Origin of the sequence: Methylobacterium sp. NEAU K (assembly GCF_030700285.1) — a bacterium.
GTDB lineage: Bacteria > Pseudomonadota > Alphaproteobacteria > Rhizobiales > Beijerinckiaceae > Methylobacterium.
On sequence record NZ_JAUYZJ010000051.1, the window covers coordinates 13,366 to 27,510 of the forward strand.

General features: G+C 67.4%; 10 protein-coding genes and 2 pseudogenes. 6 read left to right on the plus strand and 6 right to left on the minus strand.

The features are described from left to right. Window positions 1-34: 34 nt before the first annotated feature. The 5 genes from kdpB to Q8W67_RS25115 are packed head-to-tail and all read left to right on the plus strand — an operon-like array spanning window position 35 to window position 6,726. Window positions 35-2,125, plus strand: a complete 2,091-nt coding sequence (gene kdpB / locus Q8W67_RS25095; RefSeq protein WP_305550550.1) for a potassium-transporting ATPase subunit KdpB — start codon at window positions 35-37, stop codon at window positions 2,123-2,125. A 22-nt stretch (window positions 2,126-2,147) separates the two neighbouring features. Beyond that, window positions 2,148-2,753: a K(+)-transporting ATPase subunit C gene (locus Q8W67_RS25100; protein ID WP_305550552.1), complete on the plus strand. Its 606-nt coding sequence runs from the start codon at window positions 2,148-2,150 to the stop codon at window positions 2,751-2,753. A gap of 19 nt (window positions 2,754-2,772) precedes the next feature. Beyond that, a complete protein-coding gene (locus tag Q8W67_RS25105; protein WP_305550553.1) occupies window positions 2,773-5,490 on the plus strand; it encodes a sensor histidine kinase KdpD in 2,718 nt (905 codons plus the stop codon). Then, window positions 5,487-6,233 carry a response regulator gene (locus Q8W67_RS25110; protein WP_305550555.1) on the plus strand — a complete coding sequence of 249 codons (747 nt, stop codon included), beginning with the start codon at window positions 5,487-5,489 and terminating at the stop codon, window positions 6,231-6,233. The genes Q8W67_RS25105 and Q8W67_RS25110 overlap by 4 nt, the downstream gene beginning before the upstream one ends. Window positions 6,234-6,246: 13 nt before the next feature. After that, the gene (locus tag Q8W67_RS25115; protein ID WP_305550557.1) at window positions 6,247-6,726 is read left to right on the plus strand and encodes a PTS sugar transporter subunit IIA; all 480 of its coding nucleotides are present in this window, start codon (window positions 6,247-6,249) and stop codon (window positions 6,724-6,726) included. Here the strand turns inward: Q8W67_RS25115 and Q8W67_RS25120 are convergent. Both Q8W67_RS25120 and Q8W67_RS25125 read right to left on the minus strand, forming a co-directional pair. Then, window positions 6,713-7,510: a 2-keto-4-pentenoate hydratase gene (locus tag Q8W67_RS25120; protein WP_305550558.1), complete on the minus strand. Its 798-nt coding sequence runs from the start codon at window positions 7,508-7,510 to the stop codon at window positions 6,713-6,715. The genes Q8W67_RS25115 and Q8W67_RS25120 overlap by 14 nt on opposite strands. A 114-nt stretch (window positions 7,511-7,624) precedes the next feature. Then, window positions 7,625-7,858 (minus strand): hypothetical protein, encoded by a 234-nt coding sequence (locus Q8W67_RS25125; protein WP_305550567.1) that lies wholly within the window; start codon window positions 7,856-7,858, stop codon window positions 7,625-7,627. A 166-nt stretch (window positions 7,859-8,024) separates the two neighbouring features. Here Q8W67_RS25125 and Q8W67_RS25130 point away from each other — a divergent pair. Beyond that, window positions 8,025-8,211, plus strand: a pseudogene (locus tag Q8W67_RS25130) (C4-dicarboxylate ABC transporter substrate-binding protein); the annotation flags it as partial. Between the two features lie 637 nt (window positions 8,212-8,848). Here Q8W67_RS25130 and Q8W67_RS26935 read toward each other — a convergent pair. From Q8W67_RS26935 to Q8W67_RS25145, 4 genes and pseudogenes are all read right to left on the minus strand, one after another. Beyond that, window positions 8,849-8,923, minus strand: a complete 75-nt coding sequence (locus Q8W67_RS26935) for a Tn3 family transposase (protein ID WP_370693956.1) — start codon at window positions 8,921-8,923, stop codon at window positions 8,849-8,851. Window positions 8,924-8,953: 30 nt separating this feature from the next. Next, a complete protein-coding gene (locus Q8W67_RS25135) occupies window positions 8,954-11,065 on the minus strand; it encodes an alkyl/aryl-sulfatase (RefSeq protein WP_305550560.1) in 2,112 nt (703 codons plus the stop codon). 1,301 nt (window positions 11,066-12,366) lie between these two features. Next, window positions 12,367-13,026, minus strand: a pseudogene (locus tag Q8W67_RS25140) (patatin-like phospholipase family protein); the annotation flags it as partial. A 26-nt stretch (window positions 13,027-13,052) separates the two neighbouring features. After that, a protein-coding gene (locus Q8W67_RS25145) for an IS3 family transposase (protein WP_305550563.1) occupies window positions 13,053-14,145 on the minus strand; the annotation gives its coding sequence in 2 pieces (ribosomal slippage) (window positions 13,053-13,915 and window positions 13,915-14,145; 1,094 coding nt annotated over the 2 pieces). This gene is flagged as partial in the annotation.

Here is a 14,145-nt window from a genome sequence, read left to right on the forward strand (position 1 = left end):
CGGGCTCCGATCCCCTCATTCCGGACACCCCATCATGTCCCGCCCTTCGTCATCACTGTTCAGCGCCGCCCTCGTCGGGCCGGCGCTCCTCGGCTCGGTCCGCAAGCTCGACCCGCGTGCCATGATCCGCAACCCGGTCATGTTCGTGGTCGAGGTCGTGGCCGCGCTCACCACCGTGCTGTTCGTGCGCGACCTTGCGGTCGGCGCGAGCGACCTGCTGTTCTCCGGCCAGATCATCCTCTGGCTGTGGTTCACGCTGATCTTCGCCAATTTCGCCGAGGCGCTCGCGGAGGGACGCGGCAAGGCGCAGGCCGACAGCCTGCGGCGTACCCGTACCGAGATGACCGCCAAGCGCCTCACCGGCGCGGGTCGCAACTACGAGACGGTGCCCGGCACGTCACTGAAGGTCGGCGACGTGGTCTTGGTCGAGGCCGGAGACTTGATCCCATCCGACGGCGAGGTCATCCAGGGCGTCGCCTCGGTCAACGAGGCTGCCATCACCGGCGAGTCGGCGCCGGTGATCCGCGAATCCGGCGGCGACCGCTCGGCCGTCACCGGCGGCACCCAGGTCCTGTCCGACGAGATCCGAGTGCGCATCACGGCGGCGGCCGGCTCGACCTTCGTCGACCGTATGATCGCGCTCGTCGAGGGCGCGTCGCGCCAGAAGACCCCGAACGAGATCGCGCTCAACATCCTGCTCGCCGGCCTAACCATCGTGTTCGTCTTCGCGGTGGCCTCGATCCCGAGCTTCGCCTCCTACGCCGGCGGCGCCATCCCGCTAATCGTGCTGGTCGCGCTGTTCGTCACCCTGATCCCTACCACCATCGGTGCGCTGCTATCGGCCATCGGCATCGCCGGCATGGACCGGCTCGTCCGCTTCAACGTCCTCGCCATGTCAGGCCGGGCCGTGGAGGCCGCGGGCGATGTCGACACCCTGCTCCTCGACAAGACCGGCACGATCACGCTCGGAAACCGGCAGGCGACCCAGTTCCGCCCAGTGCGGGGCGTCTCCGAACAGGACCTGGCCGACGCGGCCCAGCTCGCCTCGCTGGCCGACGAGACGCCCGAGGGGCGCTCCATCGTCGTGCTGGCCAAGGAGAAGTTCGGAATCCGCGCCCGCGATATGGCTGGGCTCCACGCCACTTTCGTGCCGTTCACCGCGCAGTCGCGCATGTCGGGCGTCGACCTGGAGGGTTCCTCGATCCGCAAGGGCGCTGTCGACGCCGTCATCGCCTCGCTGTCCGGCCAGCCGACGGTCACCCGTGGTTCCAGCGCGGCGCTCGCCTACCACCCGGCGGCCGAGACCGAGGCCGCAGCCGAGACCCGCGCCATCGCCGAGGAGATCGGCAAGGCCGGCGGCACTCCGCTCGCGGTGGCGAAGGACGGCCGTCTGCTGGGCGTCATCTACCTGAAGGACATCGTGAAGGGCGGCATCCGTGAGCGCTTCGCCGAGCTGCGCCAGATGGGAATCCGTACGGTGATGATCACCGGCGACAATCCAATGACCGCCGCGGCCATCGCCGCCGAAGCGGGGGTCGACGATTTCCTGGCCCAGGCTACGCCCGAGGACAAGCTCGCCCTGATCCGCAAGGAACAGGCCCAGGGCAAGCTCGTGGCGATGTGCGGCGACGGCACCAACGACGCCCCGGCGCTCGCCCAGGCCGATGTCGGCGTCGCCATGAACACCGGCACGGTCGCCGCCCGCGAGGCCGGCAACATGGTCGACCTCGATTCCGATCCGACGAAGCTCATCGAGATCGTCGGCATCGGCAAGCAGCTGCTCATGACCCGAGGCGCGCTTACGACCTTCTCCATCGCCAACGACGTGGCGAAGTATTTCGCTATCATCCCGGCGATGTTCCTCGCGCTCTATCCGCAGCTCCAGACGCTCAACATCATGCACTTGGCATCGCCGCAGAGCGCGATCTTGTCGGCGATCATCTTCAACGCGCTGATCATCGTCGCCCTCATCCCGCTTGCGCTGAAGGGCGTCACCTACCGCGCCGTGGGCGCCGCCGCGCTCCTGCGCCGCAACCTCCTAGTCTACGGCCTCGGCGGCGTCGTGGTGCCCTTCATCGGCATCAAGACCATCGACCTCGCCGTCAGCGCCCTACACCTCGCCTGATCCGATCCATGGGAGACCTGCCATGATCACACAGCTTCGCCCCGCCCTGGTCCTGCTCACCGCCCTGACGGTGATCACGGGTCTCGCCTACCCGTTCGCCATGACCGGCCTCGCCGGGGTCATGTTCCCAGCTCGCGCCGCCGGCAGCCTCATTGAGCGCGACGGCAAGGTCGTCGGCTCCAGCCTGATCGGGCAGTCGTTCACGGGGGTCAACTACTTCCACGGCCGGCCTTCGGCCACGACCGCGGCCGACCCGGCCGACGCGACCAAGACGGTGCCGGCGCCCTACAACGCGGCTAACTCCTCCGGCTCGAACCTCGGCCCGACCAGCGCCGCGCTGGCCGAGCGCGTGAAGGGCGACCTCGACGCGCTAAAGGCGGAGAACGCGGGCCAGCCTGTACCGGTCGATCTCGTCACCACGAGCGGCTCGGGCCTGGACCCGGACATCTCGCCTGACGCAGCCCTGTTCCAGGTGCCGCGCGTCGCCAAGGCCCGGAACCTTCCCGAGGACAAGGTACGCGACCTCGTCACCGGCCAGGTCGAGGGCCGCACGCTCGGGCTCCTAGGCGAGGCGCGCGTCAACGTGCTGGCACTCAACCTCGCCCTGGACGGTCTCGCCGGCCGCTGAGGATCCTCGAGGAGCCGTCATGCCCGAGACTGGCCGCGACCCAAACCGTCCCTCGCCAGACGCGCTGCTCGCAGCGGCGCGCCGGGAGGAGCGGACGCGTGGGCGGCTGAAAGTGTTCCTCGGCGCAGCCCCCGGCGTCGGCAAGACCTACGAGATGCTGAGCATCGGCCGTGCCAGGCTCAAGGCCGGCACCGACGTGGTCGTCGGCGTGGTCGAGACCCACGGCCGGGCCGAGACAGAGGCCCTGCTCGACGGGTTCGAGGTCATCCCGCGCCGGGCCGTGCCCTATCACGGTGCAGTCCTGGAGGAGATGGATCTCGACACGCTGCTCGCCCGCCGGCCTGGCCTCGCCCTGGTGGACGAGCTCGCCCACACCAACGCGCCGGGCTCGCGTCACCCGAAGCGCTACCAGGACGTCGAGGAGTTGCTCGACGCCGGCATCGACGTGTTCACCACGCTCAACATCCAGCATGTCGAGAGCCTCAACGACGTCGTGGCGCAGATCACCCGCATCCGGGTGCGCGAGACCGTGCCCGACGGGATCCTCGACCGCGCAGACGACATCGAGGTGATCGACCTCAACCCGGACGACCTGATCCAGCGCCTGAAGGACGGCAAGGTATACGTCCCGACGAACGCCGAGCGCGCCCTGAAGCACTACTTCTCCCGCGGCAACCTCACGGCCCTCCGGGAGCTGGCGCTCCGGCGTACCGCCGACCGGGTCGACGACGAGCTCCTCAGCCACATGCGGGCCAACGCCATCGCAGGGCCTTGGGCGGCGGGCGAGCGGGTGCTGGTCTGCGTGAACGAGGACCCTCGTTCGGCCGGTCTGGTGCGCTACGCCAAGCGGCTGGCCGACCGACTGCACGCGCCCTGGACGGCGCTCTCCATCGAAGGGCCGCGCACGGCCTCCCTGAACGAGACGCAGCGCGACCGGATCGCCGAGGCGCTGCGGCTCGCCGACCGGCTCGGGGGCGAGGCCGTGAACCTGCCAGGCGGCCGACGCGTCGCCGACGACATCCTGACTCACGCGCGCTCGGCTAACGTCAACCACATCGTGGTCGGCAAGGCGACGCGCTCCTGGACCTTCGAACTCCTGAACGGCTCGGTGGTGCACGACCTCGTGCGCCGCAGCGGCACCATCAGCGTGCACGTGGTCCCCGGCGAGGCCATACCCTCCGAAACACCGTCGCGGCGAACTGTCACCACGGCCGTTCCCGGCAGGAGGTTCGACGTCGGGGCCTACCTCCTGGCCCTTGCCGCGACCGCGCTAGGGCTGGGCGCGGCGCTCCTGCTCCAGCCCTACGCGGGCGTGGAGAACGCCGACCTGTTCCTGCTAACCGCGGTTGTGGCGGTGGCGGTGCGGTTTGGCCTCGGCCCTTCGCTCGTTGCGGTGGTGGCGGCCTCTTTGTCCTACAACTTCTTCTTCCTGCCGCCGGTCTACACCTTCACCATCGCCGACCCGACCAACGTCGCCGCCTTCCTGCTCTTCACTCTCGTCGCCGTGCTGGTCTCGAACCTCGCCGCGCGTGCCCGCCTGGTAGCGGTGGTCAGCCAGGGCCGTGCCAAGTCCACGGAACGGCTGTTCGGGTTCTCACGCAAGCTCGCGGGCTGCGGCACCCTGGACGATGTGCTCTGGGCGACCTCGGCCCAGGTCGCTGCCATGCTGAAGGTGCGCGTCGTCCTGCTCCTGCCTGAGGGCAAGGCCGTCACCGTGCGGGCCGGCTACCCGCCCGAGGACATGCTCGACGAGGCCGACCTCGCGGCGGCCCAGTGGGCCTACGACAACGACCGCCCGGCCGGCCGTGGCGCCGACACCTTGCCCGGCGCTAAGCGCCTTTTCCTGCCGATGCGCACTGGGCGCGGCACCATCGGGGTGATCGGCCTCGACGCGGACGGCACCGGGCCGATCCTGACGCCCGAGGGCCGCCGGCTGCTCGACGCCCTGGCCGATATGGGCGCGCTCGCCATCGAGCGGGTCCGGCTCGTCGAGGATCTGGATCGGGCCGAGCGCGCCGCCGAGACCGACCGGCTGCGCCAGGCCCTGCTCACCTCGATCAGCCACGACCTGCGCACGCCGCTCGCCTCGGTGCTGGGCGCTGCGAGCACCCTGCGCGACCTCGACGCCGCGCTCCCGTCCGAGGCCAAGGCCGAGCTCCTGGCGACCATCATCGAGGAATCGGAGCGGCTCAACCGCTTCATCGTGAACCTGCTCGATATGACCCGCCTTGAGGCCGGGGCGGTCGCCCCGAACCTCGCGCCGCAGGACATCGCCGAGAGCGTCGACACGGCGCTCCGCCGGGTCGAGAAGGTGCTAGCCGGCCACCGGATCGCGGTGGACGTGGCCCCCGACTTGCCGACCCTACAGCTCGATCCGGTCCTGTTCGAGCAGGTCCTGGTCAACCTCCTCGACAACGCCGCCAAGTACGCGCCCGAGGGGTCGACCGTGACGGTCCGGGCCACCCAAGATGGCCGCCGAGTGCGCATCGAGGTCCTGGACGAGGGTGACGGCTTGCCCGAGGCGGACGTCGAGCGCGTGTTCGATAAGTTCTATCGAGTGCGGAAAGGCGACCGCGTCCGCGCCGGCACGGGGCTCGGCCTCGCCATCTCGCGCGGCTTCGTCGAGGCGATGGGCGGCACCGTCACCGCCGCCAACCGGCGCGACCGAAGCGGAGCCAGCTTCGTCGTCTCCCTGCCGGCCCCAGCCCAGACCGCGCCGCAGGACATCGCCGCATGAGCCCGACCATCCTCGTCATCGACGACGAGCCGCCGATCCGCAAGCTCCTACGCATGGGCCTGTCCACGCAGGGATACGCCATCCTGGAGGCGCCAAACGCCGCGACGGCCCTGGACGTGCTCGGGCGCGAGAGCGCGGACCTGATCATCCTCGACCTCGGTCTGCCCGACATGCGGGGCCATGACCTGCTACGGGCGATCCGGGCGAGCCATCCCGGGACGCCGGTGGTGGTGCTGTCGAGCCGGGACGACGAGGTCGGCAAGGTCGAAGCGCTCGACCTCGGCGCGGGCGACTACGTCACCAAGCCCTTCGGCATGGCCGAATTGCTCGCCCGCCTGCGTGCCGCGTTGCGCCACCAACTGGCCGCCCGAGGCGAGCGTCCGGTCTTCCGCGTCGACGGCCTCAGCGTCGATCTCATCCGGCGCATCGTGAAGGTCGACGACGTCGAGGTAAAGCTGACCCCGCGCGAGTACGACTTCCTGCGAGTCATGGTGCTGCATGCCGGCAAGGTGCTGACCCACGCGCAGCTGTTGCACGAGGTCTCCGTGTCCTCCGAGCCGCAGTACCTGCGCGTCTACATGCGCCAGCTCCGTCAGAAGCTGGAGGCCGACCCCGAGCGGCCCCGCATCCTTCTCACCGAGACCGGCGTCGGCTATCGCCTGCGGGCCCCCGACGACGAACCGAACCTCAAGCTGCGGGCGGCTAAGGACGCCAAGCCGCCCATGACGGAGACGAGCCCTTGATGCCTAGCCCCGCATGTCGCCGGCCGACGCGATGACCCTCGACGAGATCCTCGCTCCGGGAGCCGTGCTCCACGGCCTGCGCGCTGCCAGCAAGAAGAGCCTCTTGGAGGAGCTCGCCCGACGCGCGGGGCGGGAGCTCGGCCTCGACCCCGGCGAGATCCTCACGGCCCTTCTCCGGCGCGAGGATCTCGGTTCGACCGGGGTCGGAGACGGCGTGGCGCTACCGCACGCGCGGATGGAGGCCGTCGGACGTCCGTTCGGCCTGCTGGCGCGGCTGCGCGATCCGCTCGACTTCGAGGCGGTCGACGAGCGGCCGGTGGACCTCGTCTTCCTGCTGCTGCTCCCAGCAGACGCGCAGGGGGAGAGCCTCAACGCCCTGGCCTCCGTGGCGCGACGGCTGCGGGACCCGGAGACCGCGGCGGCGATGAGAGGCGCGCGCGACGCCGCGGCCCTATTCTCGCTGGCGAGCGGCAGGACCTTCAGCCGAGCCTGAGCGAGACCGTCCCGAACTCGCCGAACCGGGCCAGCAGGTGCTGGCCGGGTAGCACCTGCGCAAGGCCCGTGCAGCTGCCCACCGCCACGAGGTCGCCGGCGCTCAGGCCCGAACCCTGGTCGGCGAGCCGGCACGCGAGCCACGCCACCGCGGCGAACGGGTCGCCGAGGACGTCGCGCCCATGGCCTCGGGTGATCACGTTGCCGTCGATGGCGAGGCTGGCCTCGCTCGCGCCGAGGTTGGCCGAGGCCCAACCCTCCACCCAGGGACCGGCGACGTGCACGACGTCGAGCCCCAGGTCGGCGGTGGCGGCCCTTTCGTCGAGGAGGGCCGGGACCGCGGCCCGTCGCCCGAGCAGGTGCAGGTCGAGCCGGCAGGCGCCGCAGGCCCGGGAGGCGTTGCCGGCGGTCAGCGCCTCCTCGTCCGAGAACGGGAACGAACGGCCGAGTAGGAAGGTGATGCCGACACCTGCGCCGATCACGCCGTTTGGGAGCCGGAAGATCGAGCCGTCTTCAAGGATAGCCTCGCGCAGCAGCGGGGCGACGACTGGGCCCTCCAGGCGCAGCGTTCGGGCGACCACGGGATGCGTGCCGACGAGGGCGTAGCCGACTTGCGCCCAACCGAGGCTCCTTAGGGCCGCGTCCCGGAAGTCCTGTGCCTCGTCGAGATCGGCGAGGTCGGAGAGATCCACGCCGGCGGCGAGCGTTCCGGTTCGGCGTGCCTCCGCGAGGCGCTCGCCGATGGCTTCGACCTCGGAGGCAGGTAACGGAGCGGCGTGTGGCATGGGACGGCTCCGGCAAGGCGGACTTCTTCAGAGTCTGCACCGCCTCGCATATGGGATCGAGCTGAGATTGAGGACGGCCGCATAGGTATCCCATCAGGATGCAAAGCCGCTGCCTCAGATCCGCAGTTCGATCCGCTCCCCGGACAGCAGCACGCCGTCGGGGCGGTGGCCGGTCTCGTACTCGGCGTAGTCGACCGCGGCCTTCCGGCTCCGGAACAGGCCGCCGGCGCGTCCGTGGATCTCGATGGCGACCCAGTGGCCTTCCGGATCCTGGCCGACGATGAACCGGGCGGGGTCCCCGGCCGGGGCGTCGGCGTGGATGGCGGCGACTTGAATGGTGGGAGACATCGGAAGTCGGGGGTTCACGCGATCCTCCGGGGACCGCGCCCCTAAGCTGTGCCAGGACGTGTTAGGGTTCGAGCACGAAGTAGGGACGATTCCATAAGTGTCTCGTTAGCATCCCTGGCGGCAGCGGACTTCCGTCGCGTTCCGGCACTCGAAAACCGACGGGCTCAAAGTGGCGACGGGACGCCTGCTTGAACTTCAGTCGGAGGCCCGCCGCGAGACGGACCGTGAGCGCCTAGAGGCTATGGCCGCCGAGGTGAACGACCTGGTGGGCAGCATAGCGCGCCACGCACTGAACCGGCCGACAGAGGCCAGGACGCTGGGCGCCGCAAGTTGCCATCGACGCGGCCCGCTAGACGGTCCAGCGCGCTATTGCTCGTAATTGCATGCCCCTCGCTGACGGATTGGGCCACACGGTATTGACGTCCGCTTCCGAGACGCACGCAAATGCGGCTGAGCGACTGCAATGGGCGCGAAGCCGAACGTCCGGTCTTGCACGCGACAGCAATCTGGCTTGGCGTAGTCTGGCCGTTTACAGTCCGTCCGCTTCGAGGCTCAAGTCATTGGTAAACGGACGTCAGGCACGGCTCAGGTGAAGGTCGCAATGTGACCCATCCAGGCCTGGCGTCAGGTGGCGGATGTCAAGGTTATCAGCCAGACCGGTCCGAGCAGATGGGCAGATCGCCGGGTTGTCGGAAGAGCAGGAGCAAGTGACAGCCGAAAGCGACCGTATCGCCGTCATCCAACTCCTCCGGGAGCTAACCAAAGCCGAGAGTGAGCGCGTCGGCAACGAACCGGCCCACGAGCCAAACAAGGGTCGGACGTTGCACCGAGCAGTCCGGACCATCGCCCTATGTGGACCGCATCATCGCAAGGCCTCCACATCGTGCAGCCGCTCGGCCGCGCGGTACAGGCCGCCGCCGCGACGGCGTCGGGCACGGGCCGGAGCGGGCGGAATCCGTCACTGGTATCCGACACCTCGTCCGGGGCGGCTCAGACGTAGTCGCCCGTGAGGTTCACGTGCTCCCAGCCGAGCGGTGACAGGTGGGCGAGGAGATGGCCGGGCACGTCCTCGACCTCGCCGAAGTCGTCCCGCGGCTACTCTGGGATCGGGGCGCCGACCGTGGCCGTGTAGGCTTCGGCGTGCGCGACCTGAGTCGCTGTAGGCCGCGTGCCGGGCAGCACCTCGAAGCGCGGGTCGAAGTCCACCATCAGCGAGGCGAGGCTCGTCAGCACGCTCGCGTCACCCTGCACGCGCGCTGCACCGCCGCCGATCAGCGCCTCCAGCGTCGTCTGGCCGGCTAGCACCTGGTTGAGGTCGGAGCGGTTGACGGTCAGCGTCAGGTCGGCGTTCGCCGCCTGATGGCCCTGGATGTTCGTGAGCGTGGCGTTCGACAGCTCGACGATGAAGCGCTCCCCGTTGTCTGGCATGACGAGGTTCATGGTGAAGCGCAGCCCCTCGGCACGACGCGGGTCCATGCGGATGGCCAGGAAGTTCAGGAACAGCTCGGTGGACATGGCGCGCAGCACCTCCGGCGTGGTGGAGGTCGTCGCCTCCGCCATCGAGAGGCCGCTGCGCAACTCGTAGGCGCCGTTGAGGAAAGAGTTGCGCAGGCCCGGGTTCTCCTGCTGGTAGCCGATCTGCTCCCAAACGTCGGCCAGCAGCTCCCGCGCCGGGCGGTTCTGCGGCTCCGCGAAGGCCAAGCGGTTCAGGATCTCGCTCGCGTGCTGGTAGCGGCCCTCGTCGTGCAGCGCGCGGGCGCGCGCCATGATGCGATCGGCCCCCCCCATCATCTCCACGTAGAGGGGGGCCGACTCCTCCGGCGTCAGCGGGATCAGCGTTGCCGGGTTGCAGTCCCAGAAGCCGAGGAAGCGCTGGATCACGCCGCGGCTGTTGTGCTCGGGCGAGCCGTGGTAGCCGCGGGCGTGCCACGTGTTCGCCAGGCCCTCCGGCAGCTTGTACACCGTGTGGATCTGGTTGATGGTCACGCCCTGGTTGGCGTAGTGCAGCACCTGGTTGGTCATGTTGGCGTAGAGGTCGCGCTGTGCTCGCAGCACCTCCTGCACGCGGGCGTTGCCCCAGCGCGGCCAGTGGTGCGCGGTGAACATCACCTCCGCCTCCTGCCCGAAGCGGTACAGCGCCTCGTTGATGTACTTCGACCAGCGCAGGGAGTCGCGTATGGGGGCGCCGCGCAGCGTGTAGATGTTGTGCAGCGTGGCCGACACGTTTTCGGCCATCCATAGCGCCTTCATGCCGGGGATGTAGGTGTTCATCTCCGACGGCGCCTCGGTGTTCGGCGTGTTCTGGAACACCATCGGCACGCCATCCACCTCGAACTCCTCGATGTCGCGCTCGACGAGGCGGTTCGGCGGGATCAGCGTGATGGTGCCGTTCGCCGCGCGATGCCCGAGACCCTGGGTGACGAAGCCGTGCGGCGCGACGGGCAGGAGCTGGCCGTACTGATAGGAGAGGCGCCGGTTCATCGCCGTCCCGGCGTACACGTTCTCCTCGATCGCATTGCGCAGGAAGCCGACCGGCGCGATGATCGGGATGTTGCGCGCCCGCACCTCCTCATCCGTCAGCAGGCCGCGGACGCCGCCCCAGTGGTCCACGTGGTTGTGGGAATAGATCACGGCCGAGATCGGCAGCCCCTGGCCACGGTGCTGCTGGAACACCTGCCAGGCGGTGCGCGCGGTCTCCGGCGTCATCATGATGTCGAAGACGATCCAGCCCGTACGGCCGCGCACGAAGGTGATGTTGACGAGCTCGATGCCGCGGATCTGGTAGATGCCGGGGATCACCTCGTACAGCCCGTAGTTCTGGTTCAGCTTCGCAATGCGTTGCATCGAGGGATGGATGCTGTCGAAGCTGTCGCGCTGGTCAATAAAGTTGAAGCTGTCCATGTCAAAGGCGACGCCGCCCGAGTCGTTGCGGATCTGCCGCTCCGGTATCGGTGCGATGAGGCCGCGCCGGTTCTCTTCGAAGTCGCGCGTGTCGGAGAAGGGCAGCGCGCGGCGCGCCTCCTCCAGCGCCGCAGCGGTGTGGCGGGACGGCGCCTTGCCGAGCGGGTGGAAGTGCCCCGCCAGGGGCGGGTTCGGCGCGGGCTGCTGCGCCGCGGCGGGGGTATCCTCGAGGAGGAGCCGCCCGCCGACCGCGAAGGCCGCGCCGGTCACGGGGAGAGCCTGGATCAGATCGCGTCGAGTGGACATAATAACTTTGCCCCGATTCCACTTCGGCCTCGCTACCGTGATGCGATGCCTCAACATTAATCCTGCTCAAAGGGCCGCGATTCGACCGGCCCGATCACCAATTGTTGGCCTTGCTCATCCAGTGTGTAAAGGACCGTCCAGGTCGTTGGGAGAAGATGTCTTCCGACGGCGGTGGTCGGCTTTCCGACCTGCACCTTCTCCAGAAACAGCGTCAGCGAAGAGTTGTGTACATTGATCTTTGTCAATGCCCGATCAGTTCCATGCGGGGCTCGGACGTTGGCTACATCTCCAGTGCATGCAGTCGCCTAATAGAGACGTACCGAAGCCATCGTTCAACGAACACCCGGCGCATTCGTCGGCGTCGGCGGATCAGCCCATAGGAATGGTGCCGATCCTCACGCAGTCACGAGCGGCCGCCCCGGGGCAGGTAGCGGCGGTGCACCGGGTGGTGGCCTACTGCAAGATCTTAGCGCTGAGACTTTCTCTCGTGATGAATGCGCTTCTTGTTCGGGAGAACCTTGTGACGCCCGAATGTCACTCCAGCGGGCGAGACCATTTGGTCGCTAATCCCCGCCCCTGCCACAGGCGGCAGTGGGGAGGCGACCGCGGCTGTTGCGGACATCAATCCGGAGAAGATCGAGCCCGCGGCCAGATATGTAGAAAATTGCATAAGCGCTTACTCCTCTCTCAATATAAAAGGCCAAGTATTTACTTGCGGCCCCGTACTTTTCTCTGGCGAATTCATCTTGTCCCGGTCGCAAACCGGGAAAATTGATCATCAAGGTTATGATAATTACTTGACTCTGGTGACCATTGCTATCATCAGAACGTGCTGGCCTGCTGCCAAAGAAAACAAGCCTCTGTGCGGCAACCTCATCTCTGCCCACAGGCCCCTGATGAGCGCCATGACGAAGAGGATCGCTTAGGCCAACAATGGCGGCCTTCGTTACAATGGCACGATGATCATAATCACTCAGCGGTAGACAGGCACATTGATCTGGGTCAATGCAAAAATGTGGCTTCTCCCGAACTCCGGCGGGTTCGTGAGTGGCGACGGCAAATTGGGGTGAAATATAATGTGCCTAGATTGTCGAATATTCCATATTGCTGCATCGTGATCGTAATTCTGGCCGGCAAAGAAGAGCTTCATGTTGTATCGTATCGAATATAGACGGGTCAAAACGCCAGGATTTTGAATGAAATAACCGCTGATTTTGCGCACGGGAATCTGGTAAGCGCCATGCGAAAATGCGGACCGTTGTGAAATCTTGTCTACGGAGCATATCGCAGGAAGCAGTACATCATACCCCTTCAAGCAGTTGATCGAGGTCGAACGATGGGCGCTTACCGAGGTCCGCCCCATGGTCGTTCAGGAAAGCCTCGGCGCAGCGTCGCCCCTCGTCGCGCAGCATCGTCAGGAACGCCCATTCCGCATTGAGCTTCGACGAGGAACCGAGGTCCGCGACTACGTCGCTCGCGATGCGATGCATGCGCATCGCGGCCCATCTGGCGCATTCCGAGTTGTCCGTTGGCGCGACCTGCCGCAGCAGGGCCATCATTCGTAGCTCCTTAAGCAGGACCGCATTGAATGAGATTTCGTTGAGCCGGTTGAGGATCTCCCGCGCCGATCGGGGTGCGGCAGGACGCTCGACCGGGTTGACCTGAACGATGATCGTGTCCTGCGACATGCACTCGCGCACAAGGGGCGTGATCGTCGGATTACCAGAGTACCCGCCGTCCCAGTAGAAGGCGCCGTCGATCTCCACCGCCTGGAACATTGTCGGCAGGCACGCCGAGGCGAGGAGCACGTCAGCCGTGATATCGGCATTCCGGAACACTCGGCCCCGGCCCGTGTGGACGTTGGTGGCCGTGACGAAGAGCTTGATTGAGCTGCGTGCAATGCGCTCGAAATCCAGCGTGGTGGTCAGGATCCGTTCGAGCGGATTGAACCCTCCCGGGTTTGACCTTGCCCCCTGTTTGCCCCCGTTCATAACCAGAGTCCGTTCTGGTTCTGGTCCTGTCGGGACCGGGCTGCAAACGCGTTCGGGGTGAGCCCGCCGAGGCTCGTGTGAGGGCGGCAGGTGTTACAGTCGACCCGCCAGGCCTCGATGATGGTCCGGGCCGCCGACAGGCTCCGGAACAGATGCTCGTTCAGGCACTCGTCGCGCAAGCGCCCATTCAAGCTCTCGACAAAACCGTTCTGCTGCGGCTTGCCGGGGGCGATGTAGTGCCACTCGACCGCACGCTCCTCCTGCCAGCGCAGGATGGCGTGCGAGGTCAGCTCGGTGCCATTGTCCGAGACGATCATCAGTGGCTTGCCCCGGCCAGCGATGATCCGGTCGAGTTCGCGCGCGACCCGCCGCCCGGACAGCGACGTGTCGACCACCAGCGCCAAGCACTCCCGGGTGCAGTCGTCGACCACGACGAGGATGCGGAAGCGCCGTCCATCGTCGAGCATGTCCGAGACGAAGTCGAGGCTCCAGCGCTGGTTCGGCTCCTGGGGCACGGCGGCCGGCGCTCGCGTGCCAAGGGCCCGTTTGCGACCACCACGCCTGCGCACCGACAGCCGCTCTTCCCGATAGAGGCGGAAGAGCTTCTTGTGGTTCAGCGTGAGGCCCTCCCGGCGCAGCAAGATCAGCAGACGCCGATAGCCGAAACGGCGGCGCTCGCCAGCCAGGCTGCGCAGGCGTGCCCGCACGGTCGCATCGTCGCCGCGGGTCGAGGCGTAGCGGTACGACTTCGGCTCCAGGCCGATCAGCCCACAGGCGCGACGCTGCGAGTAGCCCTTCTCCTCAATGGCCCAGCTCACGGCCGTTCTCCGTGCGCTGGGCGTCAGAAGTTTTTTCCCATCGCCTCGCGAAGCGTGGCCACGTCGAGCATCGCCTCGGCCAGGAGCTTCTTGAGCTTGCGGTTCTCCTCGTCGAGCGCCTTCAGACGGCGCGCGTCCGAGACTTCCATGCCGCCGAAACGCGAGCGCCACGTGTAGAAGGTCGCATCGCTGATGCCGTGGCGGCGACAGATCTCAGCCACTGGCAGCCCAGCCTGCTGCTCCTTCAGGATGCCGATGATCTGTTCTTCGC